This is a genomic window from Tateyamaria omphalii, assembly GCF_019802125.1.
Taxonomy (GTDB): Bacteria; Pseudomonadota; Alphaproteobacteria; order Rhodobacterales; family Rhodobacteraceae; genus Tateyamaria; species Tateyamaria omphalii_B.
The window spans coordinates 472,400-497,891 of the sequence record NZ_JAHVHT010000002.1 but is presented as its reverse complement, the minus strand read 5'-3'; the positions used below and the strand labels follow the sequence as shown (position 1 = coordinate 497,891).

General features: G+C 61.3%; 21 protein-coding genes and 1 pseudogene. 12 read left to right on the top strand and 10 right to left on the bottom strand.

Annotated features, from left to right (window positions below; translation table 11 throughout):
• Positions 1-99 precede the first annotated feature (99 nt).
• The 4 genes from KUV51_RS11410 to KUV51_RS11395 are packed head-to-tail and all read right to left on the bottom strand — an operon-like array spanning position 100 to position 4,052.
• Positions 100-918 (bottom strand): ABC transporter permease, encoded by an 819-nt coding sequence (locus KUV51_RS11410; protein ID WP_222521747.1) that lies wholly within the window; start codon positions 916-918, stop codon positions 100-102.
• Positions 915-1,790 carry an ABC transporter permease subunit gene (locus tag KUV51_RS11405; protein WP_222521746.1) on the bottom strand — a complete coding sequence of 292 codons (876 nt, stop codon included), beginning with the start codon at positions 1,788-1,790 and terminating at the stop codon, positions 915-917. The genes KUV51_RS11410 and KUV51_RS11405 overlap by 4 nt, the downstream gene beginning before the upstream one ends.
• Positions 1,787-2,911, bottom strand: coding sequence for an ABC transporter ATP-binding protein (locus tag KUV51_RS11400; RefSeq protein WP_222521745.1), 1,125 nt, complete (start codon positions 2,909-2,911; stop codon positions 1,787-1,789). Before KUV51_RS11400 ends, KUV51_RS11405 begins: the two co-directional genes overlap by 4 nt.
• A gap of 58 nt (positions 2,912-2,969) precedes the next feature.
• Positions 2,970-4,052, bottom strand: coding sequence for a polyamine ABC transporter substrate-binding protein (locus KUV51_RS11395; RefSeq protein ID WP_222521744.1), 1,083 nt, complete (start codon positions 4,050-4,052; stop codon positions 2,970-2,972).
• Between the two features lie 150 nt (positions 4,053-4,202).
• On the opposite strand from KUV51_RS11395, the gene KUV51_RS11390 reads away from it, so the two are divergent.
• From KUV51_RS11390 to KUV51_RS11365, 6 genes and pseudogenes are all read left to right on the top strand, one after another.
• Positions 4,203-5,600, top strand: a complete 1,398-nt coding sequence (locus KUV51_RS11390) for an aspartate aminotransferase family protein (protein WP_222521743.1) — start codon at positions 4,203-4,205, stop codon at positions 5,598-5,600.
• Between the two features lie 202 nt (positions 5,601-5,802).
• On the top strand, positions 5,803-6,903 hold the full coding sequence (locus tag KUV51_RS11385; RefSeq protein WP_222521742.1) for an ABC transporter ATP-binding protein: 1,101 nt from the start codon (positions 5,803-5,805) through the stop codon (positions 6,901-6,903).
• 81 nt (positions 6,904-6,984) lie between these two features.
• Positions 6,985-8,094 carry an extracellular solute-binding protein gene (locus tag KUV51_RS11380; protein WP_222521741.1) on the top strand — a complete coding sequence of 370 codons (1,110 nt, stop codon included), beginning with the start codon at positions 6,985-6,987 and terminating at the stop codon, positions 8,092-8,094.
• Positions 8,095-8,186: 92 nt separating this feature from the next.
• Positions 8,187-8,474, top strand: a complete 288-nt coding sequence (locus KUV51_RS11375; protein WP_222521740.1) for a DUF1330 domain-containing protein — start codon at positions 8,187-8,189, stop codon at positions 8,472-8,474.
• A gap of 3 nt (positions 8,475-8,477) precedes the next feature.
• Positions 8,478-10,115, top strand: a complete 1,638-nt coding sequence (locus KUV51_RS11370; protein ID WP_222521739.1) for an ABC transporter permease — start codon at positions 8,478-8,480, stop codon at positions 10,113-10,115.
• A gap of 11 nt (positions 10,116-10,126) precedes the next feature.
• Positions 10,127-11,005: pseudogene (locus KUV51_RS11365) on the top strand (ABC transporter permease); the annotation flags it as partial.
• Between the two features lie 89 nt (positions 11,006-11,094).
• Here KUV51_RS11365 and KUV51_RS11360 read toward each other — a convergent pair.
• Both KUV51_RS11360 and KUV51_RS11355 read right to left on the bottom strand, forming a co-directional pair.
• Positions 11,095-12,426, bottom strand: coding sequence for a lytic murein transglycosylase (locus tag KUV51_RS11360; RefSeq protein WP_222521738.1), 1,332 nt, complete (start codon positions 12,424-12,426; stop codon positions 11,095-11,097).
• Between the two features lie 69 nt (positions 12,427-12,495).
• The gene (locus KUV51_RS11355) at positions 12,496-13,215 is read right to left on the bottom strand and encodes a helix-turn-helix transcriptional regulator (protein ID WP_222521737.1); all 720 of its coding nucleotides are present in this window, start codon (positions 13,213-13,215) and stop codon (positions 12,496-12,498) included.
• Between the two features lie 85 nt (positions 13,216-13,300).
• On the opposite strand from KUV51_RS11355, the gene KUV51_RS11350 reads away from it, so the two are divergent.
• Entirely contained in the window at positions 13,301-13,993 is a 693-nt protein-coding gene (locus KUV51_RS11350; protein ID WP_222521736.1) for a glutathione S-transferase family protein, read from the top strand.
• Here the strand turns inward: KUV51_RS11350 and rnr are convergent.
• The 3 genes from rnr to dapE form a co-directional block, all read right to left on the bottom strand.
• Positions 13,990-16,245, bottom strand: a complete 2,256-nt coding sequence (rnr, locus tag KUV51_RS11345; RefSeq protein WP_222521735.1) for a ribonuclease R — start codon at positions 16,243-16,245, stop codon at positions 13,990-13,992. The genes KUV51_RS11350 and rnr overlap by 4 nt on opposite strands.
• Before the next feature lie 92 nt (positions 16,246-16,337).
• Positions 16,338-16,769 carry a GNAT family N-acetyltransferase gene (locus KUV51_RS11340; RefSeq protein ID WP_222521734.1) on the bottom strand — a complete coding sequence of 144 codons (432 nt, stop codon included), beginning with the start codon at positions 16,767-16,769 and terminating at the stop codon, positions 16,338-16,340.
• Entirely contained in the window at positions 16,766-17,911 is a 1,146-nt protein-coding gene (dapE, locus tag KUV51_RS11335) for a succinyl-diaminopimelate desuccinylase (protein WP_222521733.1), read from the bottom strand. The genes KUV51_RS11340 and dapE overlap by 4 nt, the downstream gene beginning before the upstream one ends.
• Positions 17,912-18,156: 245 nt before the next feature.
• Between dapE and KUV51_RS11330 the strand changes: the two genes are divergently transcribed.
• Both KUV51_RS11330 and KUV51_RS11325 read left to right on the top strand, forming a co-directional pair.
• Positions 18,157-19,758: a Hint domain-containing protein gene (locus KUV51_RS11330; protein ID WP_222521732.1), complete on the top strand. Its 1,602-nt coding sequence runs from the start codon at positions 18,157-18,159 to the stop codon at positions 19,756-19,758.
• Positions 19,755-20,834, top strand: a complete 1,080-nt coding sequence (locus KUV51_RS11325; protein ID WP_222521731.1) for a Hint domain-containing protein — start codon at positions 19,755-19,757, stop codon at positions 20,832-20,834. The genes KUV51_RS11330 and KUV51_RS11325 overlap by 4 nt, the downstream gene beginning before the upstream one ends.
• 7 nt (positions 20,835-20,841) lie before the next feature.
• Here KUV51_RS11325 and KUV51_RS11320 read toward each other — a convergent pair whose 3' ends face one another.
• A complete protein-coding gene (locus KUV51_RS11320; RefSeq protein WP_222521730.1) occupies positions 20,842-21,597 on the bottom strand; it encodes a class II aldolase and adducin N-terminal domain-containing protein in 756 nt (251 codons plus the stop codon).
• A 183-nt stretch (positions 21,598-21,780) separates the two neighbouring features.
• Between KUV51_RS11320 and ade the strand changes: the two genes are divergently transcribed.
• The 3 genes from ade (at position 21,781) to KUV51_RS11305 (ending at position 25,480) form a co-directional block, all read left to right on the top strand.
• The gene (ade, locus tag KUV51_RS11315; protein WP_222521729.1) at positions 21,781-23,583 is read left to right on the top strand and encodes an adenine deaminase; all 1,803 of its coding nucleotides are present in this window, start codon (positions 21,781-21,783) and stop codon (positions 23,581-23,583) included.
• Positions 23,580-25,040 carry an AMP nucleosidase gene (locus KUV51_RS11310; RefSeq protein WP_222521728.1) on the top strand — a complete coding sequence of 487 codons (1,461 nt, stop codon included), beginning with the start codon at positions 23,580-23,582 and terminating at the stop codon, positions 25,038-25,040. The genes ade and KUV51_RS11310 overlap by 4 nt, the downstream gene beginning before the upstream one ends.
• 152 nt (positions 25,041-25,192) lie before the next feature.
• Positions 25,193-25,480, top strand: coding sequence for an HU family DNA-binding protein (locus KUV51_RS11305; RefSeq protein ID WP_039684873.1), 288 nt, complete (start codon positions 25,193-25,195; stop codon positions 25,478-25,480).
• Positions 25,481-25,492: the final 12 nt, after the last annotated feature.

The window sequence follows — 25,492 nt, the reverse complement described above, 5'->3', positions numbered from 1 at the left end:
CACCCGCCAAGGATGGGAAACGTGGCAGCGCTGCCGTCTCGTCCCACCAGCAACCCGCACGGGGCCCACTCCCATACGCATAGCTGGAAAAGATGCGCTTCACGCCGCCCGCGCAGCGGCTTGCTCATCCCGCTTGGCACGCAAGGCCGCCTGTTTTGACGCAAGCGAGGCTGCAATCACGCCCACGGTCACAAGACCGATCAGAATGGTGCTGAGCGCGTTGATCTCGGGGCTGACACCCAACCGGACCGACGACCAGATCTTCATCGGCAGCGTCGTGGCTGATGGCCCCGACGTAAAGGACGCAATCACGAGATCATCAAGGCTCAGCGTGAATGCCAGGAGCCACCCCGAAATCACAGCTGGCGCGATAATGGGAAGGGTAACAAGCCGAAAGGCGTCCCAGGGTGAGGCACCAAGATCCAGGGCGGCTTCCTCAAGCGACCTGTCGAAGCTGACCAGACGCGACGACACCACAACAGAGACAAAGCACATCGAAAAGGTTGTGTGCGCCAATACAATCGTCAACACGCCGCGATCCAGTCCAAGGCCGATGAACAGCAACAAAAGCGACAGCCCCGTGATCACCTCCGGCATCACCAGCGGCGCGTATATCATGCCCGAAAACAGCGTTCGCCCCATGAACCGACCACCGCGCACCAGCACATAGGCGGCCATGGTGCCCAGAACCGTTGCGATGGTGGATGAAATCACGGCCACGCGCAGCGTCACCCAAGCGGCATCCAGAAACGCCTCGTTCGACAAGAGTTCACCATACCACCGCGTCGAAAACCCGGCCCAGACTGTGACCAGTTTCGAGGCATTGAAGCTGTAGATCACCAGGATCAGCATCGGCACGTACAGGAACACAAAACCCAGGGTCAGCGACACGACGTTGAAGGAAGACAGCCGGTTCATTTACCGTCCTCCACCTGCTTCTGCTCGTTTCGCTGGAACAGGACGATGGGGATAATCAGGATCAGCAACAGGATCACGGCCACCGCCGATGCAACCGGCCAGTCGCGATTGGAGAAGAACTCTTCAAACAGCACCTTGCCAATCATAAGGGTGCCCGACCCGCCCAGCAAAGACGGGATCACAAACTCGCCCAGCGCCGGGATGAAGACGAGGAAACAGCCCGCGATGATCCCGTTTCGCGACAGCGGAATTGTGACAAGCCAGAACGCCTTGATCCGTGAGCAACCCAGATCCTCCGCCGCCTCGATCAACGAACCGTCCAGCCGATCCAAAGCGGCATAGATCGGCAAGATCATGAATGGCAGATACGTGTAGACGATGCCGATATAGACCGCCGTGTTGGTGTTCAGGATCGTGAGCGGCGCGTCGATAATCCCGATCCAGAGCAGGAATTGGTTCAGAAACCCCTCGCCGGACAGGATGCCCACCCACGCATAAACGCGGATCAGAAAGGACGTCCAAAATGGCAGGATCACCAGCATCAGCAGCGTGGGCCGCCACTGTTCCGGCGCACGCGCCATGGCATAGGCCATGGGATAGCCCACCAGCAGCGTCAGCACCGTCGAAATCAGCGCGATCTGCAACGAACTGATATAGGCTTTCCAATACAGGTCATCCTCGGTCAGAAAGACGAAGTTCTCGAAATCCAGTTGCGACAGCATATTCCAGATGCCGTCCTTCGCCGTGGGCGTATAGGGCGGAATGGCCAGCGCGATGTCCGACAGCGAGATTTTGAAGACCACCGCAAAGGGGATCAGGAACAGCGCCAGCAGCCAGGCATAGGGCACCGCTATGAGGATCGCGCGCCTCATTCCGCCAACAACACCCCGGCTGTTTTGGTCCAGCTGACCCAGACCGGGTCCTCCCACGTGAAATCCCGGCGCGATATGCGGCGCGTGTTGGCAACCTGTGCCTTGATGATGTCCCCGGTGGGCAGTTCCACATGATAGGTCGACAGATTGCCCAGATAGGCGATGTCCAACACCTTGCCTTGCACCGCATTGTCGGCCTCGGGCTTGTCCTTGTGGATCGCCACTTTCTCTGGCCGAATGGCGAGGTGGCAGGTTTGGCCGCTTGACAACGGCCGTGTGCTTGCCGCCTGAACCGGCGCCTCATTGGCCGCCCATGTCACAGCATAAGTATCGTTGCCCGACGGCGTCGCCGTACCGTGCAGCAGGTTCACATCACCGATGAAATCCGCAACGTAGACACTGTCCGGCGCTTCATAGATACGTTCGGGCGTTGCGACCTGCATCACCCTTCCTTCGTCCATGACTGCCACCCGGCTGGCAACGGTCATCGCCTCTTCCTGATCGTGGGTGACAATGACAAAGGTGGTGCCGGTCTTCTCCTGAATATCCATCAATTCGAACTGCGTCGCCTCACGCAACTTGGCATCCAGCGCACCGAGCGGCTCATCCAGCAACAACAGCTTTGGCGCCTTGGCCAGTGACCGGGCCAGCGCCACACGCTGCCGCTGTCCGCCTGAAATCTGATGCGGTTTGCGGCGCGCAAACTTCTCCAGCCGCGTCAGCTTCAGCATCTCTTCGACACGGGCCGCGATGGCCGCCTTATCCTTGCTCTCGCGCCGCAGGCCAAAAGCGATGTTGTCCCAAACCGACAAGTGCGGGAACAGGGCATACGACTGGAACATCATGTTCACCGCCCGCTTGTTCGCGGGAACCCCGGCGATGTCCTGCCCGGCAAGCTCAATAGCCCCGTCCGTAGGGTTCTCGAACCCCGCCAGCATCCGCATCATCGTCGTCTTGCCGCAACCCGATGGGCCCAGAAGCGCGAAAAACTCGCGTTCGAAAATGTCGAGGGTCAGGTCGTCGATGGCGGTGAAGTCGCCAAACCGCTTGGTCACATTGCGAAACCGGATCAGCGGCCTTTCGGTCGGGTCGTCCCAGGGGGCGAAAACAGTCTCTGCCAAAGGGGAATCCGTTCAAAGGATTAAGGGCGCGAGGGGATCCCCGCGCCCGAAATCAGGCTCAGGTGCCCGACTTGATCTTGGTCCACATCCGCGTGACCGTGCGCTGCACACGGGCTGGATAGGGTGTAGTGGTGTAAAGGTTGTCCAGCGTCGCCTCATCCGGGTAGATCGCCGGATCGCCGATCACATCCTCGACCAGAAACTCCTTGGATGCTTCGTTGCCGTTGGCGTAATAGACGTAGTTCGACGCCTGCGCCATGTTCTGCGCGTCCATGATGAAATTCAGGAACACATGCGCGCCCTCGGGGTTCGGCGCGTCCGCCGGGATCGCCATCTGGTCAAACCACATCAGCGCACCCTCGGACGGAGCATTATAGGCAACATCCACCCCGTTCTCGGCCTCGGCCGCGCGGTCGCGGGCCTGCAGGATGTCACCGGACCAGCCAAAAGCCACGCAGATGTCACCATTTGCCAGCGCGTTGATGTATTCCGAGTTGTGGAACTTCTGCACATAGGGGCGCACGCCCATCAGGATCGGCTCTGCCTTGGCCAGCACGTCCGGGTCGTGGCTGTCAGGATCTTCGCCGATGTATTGCAAGGCCGCCGGAATCATCTCGGTCGGTGCATCAAGGAAGTGCACGCCGCAAGCCTGCAGCTTCTCCATGTTCTCGGGCTTGAAGATCAGGTCGAGCGAACCGAGCGGCGCGTCTTCACCCAAGATCTCCTGCACCTTGCCGACATTCACGCCAATGCCCGTGGTGCCCCACATGTAATTGATCGAATACTCATTGCCGGGGTCGTACTGCGCTGTGCGCTGCTCAACCACGTCCCACAGGTTTTCAGCGTTCGGCAGCTGCGACATATCCAGCTTCTGGAACGCACCCGCGGCGATCTGGCGTTGCAGGAACGTACCCGACGGCACCACGATGTCATAGCCGGACGAACCCGCCAGCATCTTGGTTTCCAGCACTTCGTTGCTGTCGAACACGTCATAGATCAGGTCCAGACCCGTCTCTTCCTCGAACTTGGTCAGCAACTCTTCATCGATGTAGTCGGACCAGTTGTATACGCGCACTTCGTCTGCCACCGCAGCGCCCGTGAGGGCAAAGGCTGCGACCGTGCCAAGCATTGTCGTTTTCATGGAATACTCCCCGTATCACGCCCGGTAGCCCCGGGTCAGCGCATATGAAAACAAGTTTTGTGCGATGCGTCCAGCGCGATTGCAAATGGCGGATTGACGGCGCAAGCGTTGCCCATATTCTCGGCACGTTGTTCTAGCCCCGAGGTGTCCATGCCCGCCATCACAAACCATCTGCCCACATCCGAGCTGCAAGCGCTGGATGCGGCACATCACATGCACCCGTTCACGGCAGGGGATGAAGTGGCGGCCAAGGGCGCGCGAGTGATCACACGGGCCAAGGGTGTGTTCCTGCACGACAGCGAGGGCAACGAGATCCTTGATGGCATGGCCGGCCTGTGGTGCGTGAACATCGGCTATGGCCGCACTGAGTTGGCGGATGTCGCCGCACGTCAGATGCGCGAGCTACCCTACTACAACACCTTCTTCCAGACGACCCATGTGCCGGCCATCGCACTGGCCCGGAAAATCGCCGAACTGGCGCCGGGCGATCTGAACCACGTCTTCTTTGCCGGGTCAGGGTCCGAAGCGAACGATACCAACCTGCGCATGGTGCGCACCTACTGGGCGATCAAGGGCAAACCTGAGAAGCAGATCATGATCAGCAGGAAGAACGCCTATCACGGCTCCTCGGTCGGGTCCGGCAGCCTTGGCGGCATGACGGCGATGCACGAACAGGGCGGACTGCCGATCCCTGGTATCGTTCATATCAACCAACCGAACTGGTGGTCAGAGGGCGGCAGCATGAGCCCCGCCGACTTCGGCCTTTCGCGTGCGAAAGAATTGGAAGACGCAATCCTGCAGCACGGTGAAGACAAGATAGCCGCCTTCATCGCGGAACCCATCCAAGGTGCAGGGGGTGTGATCATCCCACCCGAAACCTATTGGCCCGAGATCCAGCGCATCTGCGACAAATACGAGATCCTTCTGATCGCGGACGAGGTGATCTGCGGGTTTGGCCGCACCGGCAACTGGTTCGGCTCGCAGACCCTCGGGATCAAGCCGCACATCATGACCATCGCCAAGGGGCTATCGTCAGGCTACCAGCCCATCGGCGGATCCATCGTTTGCGATGAAGTGGCCGAGGTCATCGGATCGGGCGAGTTCAACCACGGCTACACCTATTCCGGCCACCCGGTCGCGGCGGCGGTCGCGCTGGAAAATCTGCGCATCCTCGAAGAAGAAAACGTGCTGGACCACGTCCGCAACGTCGCCATGCCCGCCCTGCACGAGATGTGGCACGGCCTGGCCGACCATCCGCTTGTCGGCGAGACGACGATCACCGGCATGATGGGATCACTCGCCCTGACCCCGCACAAGGACAGCCGCGCCAAATTCGCCATGGAGGCTGGCACGGCGGGTTTCATGTGCCGCGAACGCTGTTTTGCGAACAATCTGGTGATGCGTCACGTCTACGACCGTATGGTCATCTCGCCCCCATTGGTCATCACGCCGGACGAAATCGCCGAATTGGGGCGCCGCGCGCGCATCGCGCTGGATGAGTGCTACGCCCAGTTGAAAGACGGCGACATGCTGACCCCCGCAGCGTGACCCAAGGCGCTTTGATTCCATCCGTGACCTGGCAGCGGCCTGCGGGAACATGACCTGAAAACGCACATCGATGCAGTGATTCCGACCGGATTGCGCTATCAAGGCAGGTTTTGCGTCATAGTTAGTTGCATTGCGGCAAGCACCTCGGTTTAGTTTGCGCAAAGCGGCGGCGCCAGACCGCCACAAGAACGGGGAGCCAGATTTGGCCAACACTGCGACTGACCAGGCGTTCGTCGAGTTCGAACGCGTGCAGAAGAGTTATGATGGCGAAACACTCGTCGTCAAAGACCTCAACCTCTCAATGCCAAAGGGCGAATTCCTGACAATGCTGGGGCCGTCAGGGTCGGGCAAGACGACCTGCCTTATGATGCTCGCCGGGTTCGAGACAGCCACCCATGGCGAGATCAAGCTGGACGGTCAACCGATCAACAACATCCCACCGCACAAACGCGGGATCGGCATGGTTTTCCAGAACTACGCGCTTTTTCCGCACATGACGGTAGCGGAGAACCTGAGCTTCCCGCTGGAAGTCCGCAAGATCGGCAAGTCGGAGCGTGAGGAAAAGATCATGCGCGCCCTTGGCATGGTGCAGATGCAGGATTTCGGCGGTCGCCGTCCGGCGCAACTGTCCGGCGGGCAGCAGCAGCGGATTGCATTGGCCCGCGCACTGGTGTTCGAGCCGGAACTGGTGCTTATGGACGAACCGCTCGGCGCACTCGACAAGCAGTTGCGCGAAACCCTGCAATTCGAGATCACGCGCCTTGCCCACAACCTCGGGATCACGACGGTCTACGTGACCCACGACCAGACCGAGGCGCTGACCATGTCGGACCGCGTAGCCGTGTTCGACGATGGCAGGATCCAGCAACTGGCGCCGCCGGATCAGCTGTATGAAGAGCCGGAAAACAGCTTCGTCGCCCAGTTTATCGGTGAAAACAACACGCTGATGGGGACAATCAGCAAGATCACCGGCGACCAGTGCGAGGTGACGCTCGATGATGGAGAGATTATCGACGCCAAGCCGGTCAACGTGTCCGAAGTGGGCCAGCGCACCCGCGTCTCCATCCGCCCCGAACGGGTCGAGATGAACAAAGAGCGGCTCAGCCCGGATGCCCACACGCTCAAGGCCGAAGTGCTGGAATTCATATATATGGGCGATATCTTCCGCACACGCTTGCGGGTCGCAGGAAACGACGATTTCGTCATCAAGACACGCAACGCCCCCGATCAGGTGCGCCTGACACCGGGCACCCAGATCGACATCGGGTGGTTGCCACAGGATTGCCGGGCGCTTGACGCCTGAGCATGGGGAAGAAGGCCAGGGCGACGCCCGTGGTCCGGCCTTCGCAAAGATGAAACGGGCGTAAACAATGGGAGTAAGTTCATGAAACTCACCAAGACCCTACTTGCCACGACAGCACTGACGCTGGCCTCGGGCACGGCATTCGCGGACGGCCACATGGCCAGCGACATGACCCTGGTCAGCTGGGGCGGTGCCTACCAGAACAGCCAGCAAAAGGCTTATGTAGAGCCCTACCTGGAAATGAACGAAGGCGTGACCGCCGTTTGGGACGAAAGCTCGGCCGAGGCCGTTGCGAAACTGCGCGCCATGAACGAAGCGGGCAGCGTGACCTGGGACGTGGTTGACGTGGTGGCCGCGGACGCGATCCGTCTTTGCGACGAAGGCCTTGCTCTGGAGATCGACCCGGAGGAAGACCTCGCCGCAGCGCCCGATGGCACATCGGCCGAGGATGACTTTGGTGACCTGCTGGTCTCCGACTGCTTTATCCCGCAGATCGTGTACTCGACCACCTTCGGCTACCGCACCGATTTGGTTGGCGACACCCCTCCGACCGAGGTCTGCGCCGTCTTCGACACCGAGACCTATCCCGGCAAGCGTTCGCTGGAAAAGCGCCCGATCAACAACATGGAGTGGGCGCTGCTCTGTGACGGTGTGGCCAAGGACGACGTCTATGACGTTCTGGCGACCGAAGAGGGTCAGCAGCAGGCGCTGGACAAACTGGCAACCATCAAGGACGACGTGATCTGGTGGTCCGCCGGTGCCGACACGCCGCAACTGCTGGCCGATGGCGAGGTCATCATGGGTTCGACCTACAACGGTCGCCTGTTCGCAGCCATCGAAGAGCAGAAACAGCCGATCGGCATGCTGTGGGACGCCCAGGTGTTCGACCTGGACGGTTGGATCATCCCCACCGGTCTGAGCCCCGAGCGCGAAGCACGGGCGCGTGACTTCATCAAGTTCGCTACCGACACGCAGCGTCTGGCGGATCAGGCCAAGTACATCTCGTACGGTCCGGCGCGTGCCTCCTCGGCCCCGCTGGTCGGTCAGCACGCGGAACTGGGCATCGACATGGCACCGCACATGCCGACCGACCCGGACAACGCACAGAACACGTTCCTCTATAACTACGAGTTCTGGGCGGATTACCGCGACGACATCGACGCCAAGTTCCAGGCGTGGCTGGCGCAATAAGCGTAACGTTCGGTGCGCCGCAAAGGCGCACCTTACACCAATCCGTAGGGTGCGCGGTCTCCGCGCACCTTCACCCGGCGAAAGGCGCTACCATGCCCAAAGGCTACATCATCGGCCACATCACCGTGAACGACCCGGAAGCGTACAAGGAGTACGTTGAAAAGGACACGCCGATCCTGCTGTCACATGGCGCTGTGCCCCTGGTCCGTGGCGGCGACGCGCAGTCGATGGAGGGCCCGGAGTTTTCGCGCCACGTCGTTTTTGAGTTTCCGACCTACGAGGCAGCATTGGCCGCCTATGACGACCCCGAATACCAAGAGGTCATGAAAATCCGTCACCGCACAGCGACATCCATGATTGTCGTGGCACAGGGGGCCTGATCCATGGCCGAGACGATGCTGGCCGCAGATGGCACGCCACTCAAGCGCAGCCTCGCCCGCGCTTTGCGCCGCCAAAAGCTGCGCGCGCTCGCCCTGATCGCGCCGCTGCTCATCTTTGTTCTCATCACATTCATCGTGCCCATCGCGTCGATGCTCTTCCGCTCGGTCGAGAACGACATTGTCGCCAACACGCTTCCCTACACGGTCGAGGCGCTGGCGGATTGGGACGCGACAGGCACCGACCTGCCGCCCGAACCTGTGTTCGAGGCGATGTTCTACGACATGTTCCTTGCGGCAGAGGCCAAGCGGCACACCCGCCTGGGCACCCGGCTGAACTATGAACAAACCGGTATCTCGTCCCTCTTCCGCCAGTCCGGGCGGCGCATGGATGACATTGCCGACATCTCATACGAACCGCTCGAGGATCTCGACAAATCGTGGGACGATGGCGAGACGTGGTATGCGCTGTTCAACGCGCGCGGCGACATCGACAGCGATCTGCTGGATGCGCAACGCAAGCGCATTGCCGCCCTGACTGACGGCGACACAAGTGCCGACATCAACTTTGCCCCGGACGCCCAACTGTCCGCGCTTTTGCCGCTGGCTGCGCGGGAATATACCGCTTGGGCCGTCTATGTCGCCACGCAGAACAACCGTGATCCGGCTGATCGTGATCCTTGGGAGTCCGTTGCACCCGCGCTCGTGACAGACCTGCAAACCGCTGACCTGTCGCGCTATTCCGGCCCCATGGCCGACATGCTGCGAGCCGCCCAACAGGCGGCCCTACCCGCTCCAGACTACGCCGCGGCCTTTGCCGATATGGACGACGACTGGGCCAGGCCACAGCCGTGGCAAACGATCCAGACGCATTCCAGCGCCTACACATCAGGCTATTTCCTGAACGCGGTGGATGCTCAGAAAACACCCGAAGGCGTGGCCTGGCAGCCAGAAGAGAAGCAAATCCTGCTGACCCTGTTCGGTCGCACGATCTGGATGTCGCTGCTGATCACCTTCTCCTGCATCGCGCTTGGCTATCCCATCGCGTGGCTGCTCGCGAACCTGCCGATGCGGCAGGCCAACCTGCTGCTGATCCTTGTTCTCCTGCCCTTCTGGACCTCGCTTTTGGTACGCACATCCGCGTGGAAGGTGATGTTGCAACAACAGGGTGTGATCAACGATGTGCTGGTCTGGATCGGTTTCGTGGCCGACGATGGCCGACTGATCATGATCAATAACCAGTTCGGCACCATCGTCGCGATGACGCACATCCTGCTGCCATTCATGATCCTGCCGATGTATTCTGTGATGCAGACCATCCCGCCCAGCTATCTGCGCGCGGCGAAGTCACTGGGGGCAACAAATTGGACGGCGTTCTGGCGCGTCTACTTCCCGCAATCGGTGCCGGGCATCGGCGCGGGCTCGATCCTCGTCTTCATCCTCGCCATCGGCTACTACATCACGCCGGAAATCGTAGGCGGGACCAAGGGTGTCTTCATCTCGAACCGGATCGCCTACCACATCTCGTCATCGCTGAACTGGGGGCTGGCTGCCGCGCTTGGTACCATCCTGCTTGCCGCCGTGCTGGTGCTCTATTGGGCCTATGACAAGATCGTGGGCATCGACAACGTGAAGCTGGGGTAACGATCATGGGCCTTCCTCCTTACGCCACGCTGGGTCAGCGCATCTGGTATTACAGCTTCCGGGTGATCTGCGGGCTGATCTTCTTCTTCCTCGTGGCGCCCATCGTCGTGGTCATGCCGCTAAGCTTCAACGCGCAGGACTTCTTCACCTTCACGCCCGAAATGCTGCGGCTGGACCCCGAAGGCTATTCGCTCAAACACTACCGCGACTTCTTCACCAACCCGCAATGGCAACTGGCGCTCAAGAACTCGCTGATCATCGCCCCGCTGGCGACGATCATCTCGGTGAGTCTGGGCACCCTCGCCGCCATCGGGCTGAGCCAAAGCCACGTCCCGTTCAAGGGCGCCATTATGGCGATCCTGATCTCACCCATGATCGTACCACTGATCATCTCGGCCACGGGCATGTTCTTCTTCTACGCCCAACTCGGCAATTGGATGGAGGGGACACTCGGCCTCGACAAAGGGTTCGTGGGCTATGTCAAAGTCGTCCTCGCCCACGCGGTGCTGGGCATCCCGTTTGTCATCATCACAGTCACGGCGACACTCGTGGGCTTTGACCGCTCCCTGACCCGCGCCGCTGCCAACATGGGTGCTGGCCCGGTCACAACATTCTTCCGCGTGCAGATGCCGCTGATCCTGCCCGGCGTGATCTCGGGCGGCCTCTTCGCCTTCATCACCTCGTTCGACGAAGTGGTCGTGGTGCTCTTTGTGGGCTCCGCCAGCCAGAAAACGCTGCCATGGCAAATGTTCATCGGCTTGCGCGAACAGATCAGCCCGACGATCCTCGCCGTCGCCACGATCCTCGTGGTGATCTCAATCGCACTGCTGACAACGGTCGAACTGCTCCGCCGCCGCAGCGAACGGCTCAGGGGCATGTCACCCGGCTGATCCCTTCTTCTGGCTGAAAATACTTCGGGGGATTCCGCAGGACGGGGGCAGAGCCCCCTAAAGAATATCGTCGCGCAGCGGCAATCGGATTAGCGCAACCGCTTCAACAATTGCAGTGACGCATACCCATCCGCCGACAGTCCTTGTGATTGCTGAAAAGCACGCACCGCATCCAGCGTCTTGGGCCCGATCCGGCCATCGATGCCTTGCGTGCTGAATCCAGCCGCCGTCAATCGGCGCTGCATTTCCTTGCGTTCGGAAAAGGTCAGCGCGCGATCTCCACGCGGCCAATCGCCACGAAACGCCTGTCCGCCACCAATCCGGTCACTCAGATGCCCGACACCGATCACATAGGCATCGGCCGTGTTGTACCGCTCGATCACTGCAAAGTTGTCAAAGATCATCAGCGCCACGCCCTGCCCACCCGCAGGCAGCAGGATAGACGCCGGTCCGTGATCGGGCACCGGTTCACCGTTTACGCCGACAACACCCAAGCGCGCCCATTCCGAAGGGTTACGCTTGGTTTTGCGGTTCGCAGATGCGTAGTTGAAGTTACCGGGCAACTTCACCTCAACCCCCCAAGGCTGGCCTTTGGTCCAGCCAAACTTCGCGAGGTAAGCGGCGGTCGACGCCAACGCATCCGTGGGATCATCCGACCAGATGTCGCGCTTGCCGTCGCCGGTAAAATCGACGGCATAGTCCAGGTAAGAGGTCGGCATGAACTGCGTATGCCCCATGGCCCCCGCCCATGACCCGGTCATGTTGCGAGGTGTTGTGTCACCGCTTTGCAGGATCGTGAGCGCCGCAATCAGTTGAGCCTCAAAAAACGCACCGCGTCGCCCGTCATAGGCCAGCGTCGCGAGGCTGCGGATCACGTCGTTTCTGCCGCGCACCGCACCAAAGGCGCTTTCGAGGCCCCAAACGGCAACGACCACCTCTTTCTCCACACCATACCGCGCTTCGATGGCCTCAAGCGTCCGCGCATGGTCACGCAACGCCGCCTTGCCGTTGCGTATGCGGCTGTCAGATGCCGCGCTGTCCAGATAGTCCCAGATTGTCTTGGTAAACTCTGACTGGTTGCTGTCGTGCTTGATCACATCGGGATCGTAGCGCACCCCGGCAAAGGCACGATCAAAGGTCGCACTGTCGATACCTTGAGCCTGCGCCCGCGAACGAAACTCTGCGATCCACTGCTGAAAACCCGCATCGGCAGCCGAGAGTTCAGCCAAAGACGCCGGGCGCGCCTGCGGTCGTGCCACCGACGGTTTTGCAATCACCACAGGGTCAAGGGCCTGCGCCCGACTGACCGTATCCGCAACGGGCCGTACCTCCGGCCGAATGGATGATGGCGCTGGTTGCGCCAAGGCTGAACCAAAGATGAAAAGGGCGCTGCCCGCGCCAAAGGTGACTGCCCACCGCATGTTTTGCCTCTTTGTCGCTTGTTCTTATTTGTTTCCAATGTAGCGACAATTGCGATTCCGGCAAAGGGATCAGTCGAAATGAGCGCGGTCCTTTGCCACTTCATGCACCTCCGCCCGGATGCGGGCGAGGTGGTCGCGCAAGAGCGAGACACGGTGCGGGCGAAAGCTCTGATCCGTCACGCGCAGTTCATCCATCCGATCCAAACGGAACACACGGAAGTCCTCGCGCAGGTGACACCAAGCAAGCAGGACGTTGGTATTTTCCATGTAAACAATGCCCAAAGGCTTCACGGTCCGCTCCGTCTGATCACCCTTGGCGTCCTGATAGGCGAAGTGCACGCTCAGCTCGTCCCAAGCCGCCTGACGCAACGTGGCCACATCGATGCGTGGCGGGTCGGGCCGCCAATACCGGCGGGCATCAAGCACCGCGTGCTTCAAACGATGCGCCTGTTTCGGGGGGACACGGGCCTGGATCTTGGCCAGCGCTGACGTCGCCGCCTTGGCTAGCGCCGGATCGGCAATGACCGACACATCCCGCAGACCGAGCACAAGCGCCTCCAGCTCGTCATCCTCGAACCCCAGCGGCGGCAGGGAGGCATCTTCGATCAGCGTAAAGCCAAACCCGGCCTCCCCATCAATCACGGCACCCAACCCCCGCAACTCGTCAATGTCGCGGTAGATCGTGCGCAGCGAAACGTCCATTTCGTGGGCGAGCGATTGCGCCGTGATGGGGGGCGTCAGGCGGCGCAGGGTCTGCATCAATTGGAACAGGCGATGAGTTCTGGTCATGTCTTACGTCATATCACATGTCCTGCCAGTTTCTGACAGTACAACCCGATATCTCAACCTCAGATTATGCACCAAGGAGAGAAAGATGCTGACACTTGTGACTTACCCTCCTGCCTTTGGCCAACCCAGCGGCAGCCCGTTCTGCGTCAAGGCACTGTACCTTTTGAACCTGTCGGGCCTGCCCTGGCAGCGCAAGGACACGGCGGATCCGCGCAGCTGGCCCAAGGGGAAACTGCCCGCACTGTGGGTCGATGACGAGATCATCGGCGACAGCGACAACATCCGCGCCTGGCTCGAAGAGCGCGGTGCACGGTTTGATGATGGTCTGAGCGACCTTGACCGCGCCACCTCGCGCGCCTTCATCCGGATGGCCGAAGAGCACATGTACTTCCATCTCGTCATGGACCGTTGGGGAGACAAGGCCGTTTGGCCCCTTGTTAGAGACACATATTTCGCCGCGATCCCCGGTCTCCTGCGCAAAATCATCTCGCGTGGCATTCGTCGTATGCTGTTGCGCGGCATGGATGCGCAGGGCCTTGGCCGCTTGACCGCAGGTGAGCGGCTGGAGCGGATCGAGCCCGATCTGAAGGCCATCACCGACCGTCTCTGGCATGGTCCGTTCCTGTTCGGCACACAGCCCAGCGCCGCTGATGCCAGCGTTGCCGCGATGCTGGGTGCAATGGCGTCGACGCCGGGCGGCACTGCTTTGTCACGCCGTGTCAGTCAGGACGTGATGCTGGTGGACTACATGCGGCGGGTCGAGGCGGCACTGGGTTAGCGCCGCTTTCGGCTGACCTTGCGCTTGGCCTTGTCTGTCCGGCGTTTGGCCTTGGCGGGTTTGCGGCGTGGGCTGCGACCTGCCGGGCTTTGTCGTCCGCGTGGCAAGGACTGACCGTCGAGCGCGAGGAGTTCCAACGCAATCCCGCCGGTCACCGGCACCGCCTCGGCCAGACGCACCGTCGCGCGTTGCCCTAGACCAATGATCATGCCCGTATCCGACCCCATCAGCGTGTTCGCTTCACGGTCGAAATGGAAATATTCGGCCCCTATGGAGCGCATGGGCACCAGTCCGTCCGCACCGCTGTCATCCAGCTTCACGAAGATGCCGAACTTGGCGATGCCCGACACGCGCCCCTCAAGCTCATCGCCCACCCGCTCGCTCAGATAAGCGGCTAGATAGCGATCCGTGGTGTCTCGTTCGGCCACCATCGACCGGCGCTCAGTCTCCGAGATATGTGTTCCGGTCTTCTCCAAATTCTCGATATCCTCGGGCGTCAGACCATCTTTACCCCATCCATGCGCCGCAATCAGTGCGCGGTGCACGATCAGGTCGGCATAGCGTCGAATGGGCGACGTGAAATGCGCATAGCTGCGCAGCGCCAACCCGAAATGCCCGAAGTTCTGCGGGCTGTAATAGGCTTGGGTCATCGACCGTAGGGTCGAAATGTTGATCAGTTCCGCATCCTCAGTATCCGCTGCCTGCGCCAGTAGCCGATTCAAATGCGCCGTCTTGAGGACCTGCCCCTTGGCAAGGGTCAGACCCGCCGCCTGCGCCGTTTCCCGCAGACTGTCGAGCTTGTCCGGCGACGGTTCCTCGTGCACCCGGAACAGCAGCGGCGACTTTTTGGCGATCAGCGTCTCTGCGGCCGCCACGTTGGCAAGCACCATGAACTCTTCGATCAACCGATGCGCATCCAAACGGTCCTTGAAGGCAACGGATCGCACCGTACCATCCTCATCCAGGATGATCTGGCGCTCGGGCAGGTCCAGTTCCAGCGGTTGCCGTTTTTTGCGCGCTTCCACCAGCGCAGCATAGGCTGCGTAGAGCGGGCGCAAAACAGGCTCTAACAAAGGCTCTGTGCGCTCATTCGGGTGCCCGTCAATAGCTGCCTGCACCTCTTCATAGTGCAGGGAGGCGGGCGACCGCATCAGACCACGATGAAAGCTGTGCCCGATCTTTTCACCCTGTGCATCAATCTGCATCCGTACCGCGATACAAGCCCGCGGCACGCCCTCGTGCAGCGAACAGAGGTCACCGGACAGCCGGTCCGGCAGCATGGGCACGACGCGGTCAGGGAAATAGGTCGAGTTGCCCCGTTTCTTCGCCTCGCGGTCCAGGGCGGAACCCGGCGTGACATAGGCCGCAACATCGGCAATCGCGACCCAGATGACATGTCCGCCCTCATTCTTTGGATCGTCATCGGCGTGGGCATAGCAGGCATCGTCATGGTCCCGTGCATCCGACGGGTCGATCGTGATCAGGGGCAAGTCGCGCAGATCCTCGCGCCCCTTCAGCCCCGCGGGTTTCTGCGCGTCCGCCTCGGCCATCACTGCATCGGGAAAGGCGTCGGGAATGCCGTGTTCATGAATTGCGATCAGCGACACGGCTTTCGGCGCAGATGGGTCACCAAGCCGCTCCACAACCCGCGCGCGTTGCAGACCGATACGCCCGCGTGGCCCTGCCTGTTCGGCCTCGACCAACTCGCCATCCTTTGCGCCGTGGGTGGCACCGGCGGGCACCGACCATTCCTTGTCGCTGCCCTTGTCGATGGGCACGATGCGACCGCCCTCGGATCCAGCGCGAAACACGCCCAGAATGCGGCGTGGGTTGGTGCCGATGCGTCGGATCAGGCGCGCCTCGTAATTATGATCCTCGTCCTTGACCAGCGTGAGCCGCGCAAGGATGCGGTCGCCGGCCCCAAGCGCCGGATCAGAAGCGCGTGGCAAGATCAGGATGCGCGGTTCCACCCCCTCGCCCTGCCACTCCATGGGCCTGGCAAACAGGTCGCCATCGCCATCCGGCTCTGCCACTTGCAATACGCTGACCGGCGGCAAACGGTCGGGATCTTGGTAGGTCTTCTTGCGTTTTTCCAGATGCCCTTCCGCCTCCAGCTCTTTCAACAAGCGCTTGAGGTCGATACGCGCCGCGCCCTTGATGCCAAAGGCCTTGGCGATGTCACGTTTGGCGGTAAGGGTGGGGTTGGCTGAAATCCAGTCGAGGATTTCGGGCTTGCTGGGAATACGGCTCATATAGTCGGGGTAACACGGGTATGGGCAAGCGTCATTGCAAATCGTTGGCGGTGACCATGTCAGTCAGGATATCGACCTTCGCGACACGATCGCTACCCCGCGTTGAGCGGCCGTTCCATGTCTCGATGCGGGATACCTGCATCATCGTAAACGGGACCAAAGGCAACAAAGCCAAGCCGTTCATAAAACGCCAGAGCATGGGTCTGCGCGCCCAGTTTCGCCCGTGTTAGAGCCTTGTTTCGTCGCGCGACATCCAGACAGGTTTCGATAATGGCCGCGCCCAGCCCTGTACCACGCGCCGACTTCAAAACGCACACACGCCCGATCTTTGCGACGGCGCCGTCGATTAAAATGCGGGCACAGCCAACGGGCACGCCGTCCAGTGTTGCCAGAACATGCAGCGCGTCCCCATCGCGGCCATCAACTTCCTCGGCCTCGCTCACGCCCTGTTCTTCGATGAAAACGGTACGGCGCAAAGCGTGGCACGCCGCCAGATCCTCTGTCTGCGCAATCGTCCAGTTCACGCGAAATAGTCCCTGAGGATACGCCCATAAATCGACTTGAGCTGCCGAATATGGGCCACATCGACATGTTCGTCCACCTTGTGCATCGACTGCCCGACCAGGCCGAACTCCACCACGGGACAATGATCCTTGACGAACCGCGCATCGGACGTCCCACCGGAGGTGCTCAGCACTGGGGTGACACCCGTCTCCGCCTCAACCGCATGCGCGACCAGATCAGACAACGCCCCCGGAGGCGTCAGAAAACTCTCGCCGGAGACTTTGACCATCACGTCGATCTCAACACCGTAGGCAACCGCCACGGCATCGGCTTGCGCCTTCAACCATGCGCTCAGGCTGTCGCCAGAATGTATGTCGTTGAAGCGGATGTTGACGGCTGCACGGGCCTGTGCCGGGATCACATTGGTGGCCGGGTTGCCGGTGTCCACGGTCACCACCGCCAATGTTGAAGGGTCGAAATGCTCTGTCCCCTGGTCCAGCTCATGGCTGGCAAGCTGATCCATCAAACGCATGAGCGGCGGCAGCGGGTTCTTGGCGCGGTGCGGATAGGCGGAGTGACCCTGTACCCCAGTGACCGTAAACAAGGCCGTCAGCGATCCGCGGCGCCCGATCTTCATCATCTCGCCCATGGTTTCGGGGCAGGTCGGCTCGCCCACAACGCAGACGCCCATCGCCTCACCTGTCGTTTCCATATGGGCCAGCAGGGCGGTCGTGCCGTCGATGGCGTCTCCCTCCTCATCCCCGGTGATCGCGAGAATGATGGCGCCATCGGGCGGCGTGTCCGTTACGAAATCGACCGCAGCAGCGGCAAAGGCAGCCACGCCCGACTTCATGTCGGTCGTGCCACGCCCATACATGATGCCGTCGCGCTCTTCCGCGCCAAAAGGGGGAGTAGTCCAGTCATCGAGGTTGCCGATCGGCACCACATCCGTGTGACCATTGAACCCGAAGGTGCGGGCATGGCCCTTGGGCCCGAAGCGCGCAAACAGGTTCCGAATGCCGCCGCGATCCGCCCAGGCGCAGTCGAAGCCGGCCGAGGACAGCAGCTCATGGAGGACGTCCAGCGCACCCTCGTCCGCAGGGGTCACGGACGGGCAACGCACCAGATCAGCGGTCAAGGCGACGGGATCAACAGGGGGCATGAACGGGTCCTCTGACATGGCATGTGGCGAAAAGGACGCGATATCCGCACCTTGCGCCGCAAGCACAGTTAACAGGCCGCAAAATCCTGTGCTAGGGTACACATAATAATATGACCCGAGGCAGGGCATCAGCAGTTCGGTCGCCAACGTGCGCCCACCAAAGTGCGGAAACATGCACGACATGACGCGCAGATCAGCTGCGTGCGCTGCTGTCATTCTGTCTCATGAATTGGGGTGGGGCAGATATGGTAGCGGCATCGGAACTTCCGATCCAAACGGTGCGCGAAGGCGTTGACGCAACGGATATGGCGAACGCCATCTTCGGCGACGGAGTAACGGTCGTTTCAGCGTCCTACACAGGCGACATCGACAGCGCAGGGATCTACTCGAACGGCGACAGCGTTGCGCCCGGCGTCACACCGAGTGACACCGGTGTGATACTCTCAACCGGCGAGGCAGAGGATTTCACCAATTCTTCGGGGTCTTCCAATCAGGCCAACAATACGTCCACCAACACGTCCGGCCAGAACAACAACGCGCAATTCAACGCAGCTGCCGGTGCACGCACATATGATGCGTCTTACCTAGATGTCGACTTCATCCCCACGGGCAATGTGATGACGATGCAATTCGTCTTCAGCTCGGAAGAGTACCCGGAGTTCCAGAACTCGATCTATCAGGACTTTGTGGGCGTCTGGGTCAACGGTCAGCAGATCGAGATGGAGGTCGGCAACGGCGACACGGACCCCGGCAACATCAACACGACGAACAACATCAACATGTTCGTCGACAACTCGAACGATGACTACAACACCGAGATGGACGGGTTCACGATCACCCTGACCCTGACCATGCCGGTCACACCCGGGCAGGTAAACTCGATCCGCATTGGCATCGCTGACGTGTCGGACAACCAGTACGACTCGAACCTGCTGATCGCGGGAGACTCCGTTCAAACCTCTTTGGTCGCCATTGGCGATGACGTGAATGTCTACCCGGATGGTGTCACGTCGTTCAACGTGCTCGACAACGATGTATCGCCCGCGGGCAGCACACTGACCATCACGCATATCAATGGCCAACCTGTGTCCTATGACCCGGTCACGGGTATAGGAACCACCATTACGCTGCCCACCGGCCAGCAGGTCACGGTCGGACCGAACGGCGAATTGACAGTCGCAGGCGACGGGGATGAAGAAGACTTCAACTTCACCTACACCGTCACGGACGGCAACAACACCGATGTCGGGTTCGTCAATGCGACGTCGATCCCCTGCTTTGTTGCAGGCACCCTGATCAGCACTCCGACCGGGGAAGTCGCCGTGGAAACCTTGCAGGAGGGCGACCTTGTCCTGACCCAGGACGACGGCCCGCAACCGCTGCGCTGGATCGGAACACGCACGGTGCAGGCAGAGGACCAATATGCCCCCATTCTGATCCGTGCAGGCACCTTTGGACGGCACGACGATGTGATGGTGTCCCCACTCCACCGCGTCCTGATCCGCGACAGCTTGGCAGAACTCCTCTTCGGTGAGCCGGAGGTACTGGTGGCCGCCAAGGATCTGGTCAACGACCGCTCCGTCACCCGGCGCGCAGGCGGCGTTGTCACCTATGTCCACCTGATGTTCGACAAGCACCAGGTCGTCTTTTCGGGCGGCCTCGCAACCGAGAGCTTTTTGCCCGGCCCCCAAACCACCAAGAGCTTCGAACGAGAGATCGTGGACGAGATCTGCGACATCTTCCCGGAACTCGATCCGCACACGGGCGAGGGCTATGGCCCTGCAGCCCGACGCACCTTGCGCGGGTATGAAGCGGGCTTGTGGCGCAAGGCGCGGGCCGCGGCATGAGCTGGATCGGCGTCACCGATCACGAGGATGGCCGGTTCTCCAAAACCGGTCTGGGACCCGAAAAGACTGCGCCCTGCCCCAGCCCGCTGCTGGAGCGAGGCACGCTCATGTTCGAAACACGGGTCGCAGGGCACCAGAAACCACATGACCTTTTCGGGATCTCGCACCCCTTTCCTTGGCCGCGCGAGCTGACATTCCGTGCCATCCCGGGTGGTGGCATCGCCATGCTGCATCGCCACCACACAGAGGTGAACCATGCCGCGATCCGCTGGGCGGATGACGGACGCACGCCGACCCTGCGCGTGACCTATGCCTGGGATGCCCCCAATGGCTGGGGGCGGCTGGCCCTCGAACGGCCCGAAGGCAACAAGATCATCAGCCGTCCCGTGCACATGCCGCGCCCCCTCATGAAAGACGACATGCGCGACGTGATCCTCGCGCACCCGGCCCGCACCTTGTCAAAGGAGGTTCTGTTTGCCGGGATCAGCACCGACGTGCTGCCGGTCGGCCCCATGCCGTCCCTGCATCCGGCCACTCCGATCGCGACGCCGGGCGGTTACCGCCCAGCAGGAAGCCTGCAACGCGGTGACACGGTAACGACCGACACCGGCGACATCGTCCCGGTTCTTCATACGGTGCATCACGTGGTGCCCGCGCGCGGCAGCTTTGCCCCCGTCCGTTTGCGCGCGCCCTATTTCGGTCTGCACCGCGACATCGTGGTCGCCCCCGAACAGCGCCTGGTCCTGAAAGGCTCCGAGGTGGAATACATCTTCGGTCAAGAGGCCGTTCTGGTGCCCGCACGACATCTGGTGAACGGACATGCCGCGATCTGGAACAACACGGAAAGCACCACGGAATATGTGCAGGTGATCCTGCCGAGGCACGAGGCTCTCGTGGCGGCAGGATGCGCGCTGGAAAGTCTCTATATCGGGCGGATTCGGCGGGATGCGGAACGGCTCGATGCCAGCGTGCTTGCCGATATTCCAAGCCGCCTGCTGCCGGAACATGCGCGCCCCATCCACCAGGTCCTCGGCTCGTTCGAGGCCATCACGCTGGTGGATCAACGCGCCGCTTGATCAGCCGTCAGCTCGCGTAATTCGACCCTTCCTCGTCCAGAATGGCCTTCAGCTCGGCCAGATGACGCAGATCCTGCTCGGGATAGTCCTCGATCTCCTGCGCTGTCTTTTCGGCCACGTCATCCGGGATCAGGCGCAGGGGTTTGCCCGTTTGCAGGGCAAGCAGATAGGTCTGGCACGCGCGCTCGAAATAGAACATCCGGTTGAACGTCTCGGCCACCGTGTCCCCGATGACCATGATGCCGTGATTGCCCATCACCATCACCTTCTTCTTCGAGTCATCGAACAGCTTGGCGCAGCGCTCGCCTTCTTCTTCGAACGCGAGACCGCCATAGTTTTCGTCCACGACCACACGGTTGAAGAACATACACCCGTTCTGGTCCACCGGCGGCAATGTGCTGTCGGCAAGTGCCGCAAGCGCCGTGGCGTAGGGGGAGTGCACGTGCATGGCGCAGCGGGCGTGCGCGCAATGCCGGTGCATTCCGCCATGCAGACCCCAAGCGGTGGGGTCCGGCGCGTCCGGCCCTTCCATACTGTCGGGGTCATTGGCGTCCACCACGATCAGATCCGATGCCTTGATGCGTGAAAAGTGCATCTGGTTCGGGTTCATCAGAAACTTCGTTCCGTCATCATTGATGGCGAGCGAAAAGTGGTTGGCCACCGCCTCGTGCATGTTCAGGCGCACGGTCCAGCGAAAGGCGGCCGCCAGATCGACACGCTCCTGCCAGTTGTCCATGTTCGGGCGAATCTGTGTAACGGACATGTTGTACTCCCTCTGCTTGGGCAAACCGTGCACGTTGTCCGCCTTCCGGATCAACTCAAATCGGCGCCGGCGGGGGCCATGCGCAGAGCAGCGCATCAGCCGAACCCCGCCCGCGACGATGACAGTTTCGATCATCCGCGCGGGCCCTCTTGCACCTTCCCGCGAAACTTGATCATTTGGGACATGGAACATGACCTTTTCCCGTCCTGGCCCGATGTTGCCCCCGATCTCGTGAACGTCGCCGCTGGCCGCGCGCCTGCGGACACCGTCATTCGTGGCGGCATCTGGGTGAACGTCCACACGCGCGAAGCGCTGCCGGACCACGACATCGCCATCAAGCACGGGCGCATCGCCTGCGTCCTGCCCGACGCCAGCGCCCAAATCGGCCCGGAGACCGAGGTCATCGAGGCCAATGGCCGTTACATGATCCCCGGCTTGTGCGACGGGCACATGCACATCGAAAGCGGCATGCTCACCCCCGCCGAGTTTGCCGCCGCCGTCATCCCGCACGGCACCACGACCATGTTCACCGACCCGCACGAGATCGCCAATGTGCTCGGCCTCGAAGGCGTGCGCCTGATGCATGACGAGGCGCTGATGCAGCCCGTGAACATTTGGACCCAGATGCCATCCTGTGCGCCCTCCGCACCTGGCATGGAGACAACAGGCTACGAGATCAGCGCCGAGGATGTGGCCGAGGCGATGGCATGGCCCGGCATCATCGGTCTGGGCGAAATGATGAACTTCCCCGGCATGGCTAATGCCGATCCGCAGATGCTGGCCGAGGTCGCTGCAACCCAGCGCGCGGGCAAAACCGTGGGCGGCCACTACGCATCGCCCGACCTTGGCCCCGACTTCGCGGCCTACGTCGCCGGTGGTCCCGCCGACGATCACGAGGGGACATGCGAGGCCGACGCCATCGCGCGAATGCGCCAAGGTATGCGGTCCATGATCCGGCTCGGCAGCGCGTGGTATGACGTGGAAACGCAGATCACCGCGATCACGGAAAAGGGCCTCGACCCTCGCAATATGATCCTCTGCACCGACGACTGCCACTCCGGTACGCTCGTCAATGACGGGCACATGAACCGCGTCGTGCGCCACGCCATCGACTGCGGGTGTGACCCGCTGGTTGCCCTGCAAATGGCAACGATCAACACGGCCACCCATTTCGGGCTGGAGCGCGAGATCGGCTCGCTGACACCCGGAAGACGGGCCGATGTGATCCTCACATCCGACCTCAAGACGCTCCCCATCGAACAGGTCATCGCGCGCGGAAAAACAGTCTCTATCAACGGCGAATTGACCGCTGACTGCCCCCATCTCGACTGGCCGACCAAGGCCCGCCAGACGGTGAACATGGGCGCACCCAAGACTGCTGCCGACTTTGAAATTGCGGCCCCCGAAGGCCGCAACTCCGTCACCGCCAACGTCATAGGTGTCGTCGAGAACCAGGCACCCACCAAGGCCCTGAAACGCGACATGCCCGTCAGCGATGGCAAGGTAGAACCCCACGGCGACACCTGCCAGATCGCACTGGTCGAACGGCACCAGGCAACCGGCGGCGTGACAAACGCGCTGGTGTCCGGGTTCAACTACCAGGGCAAGATGGCCATGGCCTCGACCGTGGCGCATGACAGCCACCACATGATCGTCGTGGGCACCGACCGCGACCAGATGGCCCTCGCTGCCAATAGGCTGGCAGAGGTGGGCGGCGGCATCACCATCTTCCGCGACGGCGAAGAACTGGCGCTGGTCGAACTGCCCATAGCCGGCCTGATGTCAGACAGCCCCGCCCCTGACGTGGCCGCCGAAGCCGACCAGATGGTTCAGGCCATGGTCGATTGCGGCTGCACCCTGAACAACGCCTACATGCAGCACTCTCTGCTGGCGCTTGTCGTTATTCCTGAACTGCGCATCTCTGACCTGGGACTGGTCGATGTCCGCACGTTTGATTTCATTCCAGTCCTTGAGCCAACAACATGAGAACACTTGAACAGGCCGGTCACGGCCACACCGAATTCCACGACGCCAAAGCCGCCGTGGCCCACCTGCAGGAGCTTTATGACGACGCCGTCGAGTTTCTCAGCCAACAGTTTCGACACGCGATGGAACATGGCGCACCCGAAGGGCGCGTGCGCGCCTACTATCCCGAAATCCGCTTCACCACATCCAGCTACGCGCAAGTCGACACGCGCCTCAGCTTCGGCCACGTGGCCGACCCCGGCACCTATGCCACGACGGTCACACGGCCCGACCTGTTCCAAAACTACCTGACCCAGCAGATCGGCCTGCTGATCACGAACCACGACCAACCGGTCGAGATCGGGTACTCGAACACGCCAATGCCCGTGCACTTCGCCGTGGCCAACGAAAAGAACATGACAGTTCCGCAAGAAGGAGCTGCAGCCTTTCCGCTGCGAGATGTCTTTGACGTCCCGGACCTGACCAACACCAACGACGACATCGTCAACGGCACCTATGAGCGTGTGGGCGGGATCGGCCCTCTTGCCCCATTCACCGCCCAGCGTATCGACTACTCGCTGGCGCGGCTGTCGCACTACACCGCCACCGACGCGCATCACTTCCAGAACCATGTTCTGTTCACGAACTACCAGTTCTATGTGTCCGAGTTCGAAGCCTACGCCCGCGCTCAACTGGACGACCCGGACAGCGGCTACACCTCCTTCGTCTCGACCGGCAATGCCGAGATCACGGCTGGCAATCAGGACCTTCCCGCCAGCCCCAAGATGCCACAAATGCCGACCTACCACCTGAAACGCGAGGACGGCTCGGGGATCACGCTCGTCAATATCGGGGTCGGGCCGTCGAACGCCAAGACAGCCACCGATCACATCGCCGTGCTGCGCCCCCATGCCTGGTTGATGGTCGGCCACTGTGCGGGGCTGCGCAACTCTCAGGCCCTTGGCGACTTCGTTCTCGCCCACGCCTATTTGCGTGAGGACAACGTGCTCGACAGCGACCTGCCGCCCTGGGTCCCGATCCCCGCGCTGGCCGAAATCCAGATCGCACTTGAGGAAGCGGTGGCGGAGACGACGCAGCTCAAGGGCTATGAGCTCAAGCGCATCATGCGCACCGGCACCGTCGCCAGCTATGACGACCGCAACTGGGAACTGCGCGACCAGCACGGCCCTGTGCAGCGTCTGTCCCAGTCCCGCGCCATCGCGCTCGACATGGAAAGCGCCACGATTGCCGCCAACGGCTACCGGTTCCGGGTGCCATACGGCACCTTGCTCTGCGTCTCGGACAAACCTCTGCACGGCGAATTGAAGCTGCCGGGCATGGCTTCGAACTTCTACAAGGAGCAGGTGGCACGCCATTTGATGATCGGAATCCGGGCGATGGAGCACTTGCGGACGATGCCGCTGGAACGCATCCACAGCCGGAAATTGCGCTCGTTCGAGGAAACCGCCTTCCTGTAAGGGGCACCTGACAGCACGTTAACGGCGAAAAACAGCGGAAAACCCCTTATTTTGGCTTGCCATGAGCCACTATTCGTTGTGTGTTCGCACAACATTCCGTTATATTGCGGATCAGAGGCCCAAGAACTCGGGCGGACGAAGGAGACCATGAAATGGCAAAACCAATGACAAAAACCCAACTCGTCGCCGCGCTGGCCGAAGAAATGGGGACAGACAAGAAATCCGCAGGCGGCGCGCTGGACGCGATCTGCGGCCTGATCACCAAAGAGGTGTCGGGCGGCGGCGCAGTGACACTGCCGGGCGTTGGCAAGATCTACTGCCGCGAGCGTCCCGAGCGTATGGTGCGCAACCCTGCGACCGGTGAACAGTTCAAGAAGGAAGCGGACAAGGTCGTGAAAATGACCATCGCCAAAGCGCTCAAGGACAGCGTGAACGGCTAAGCCCAGCTTTCG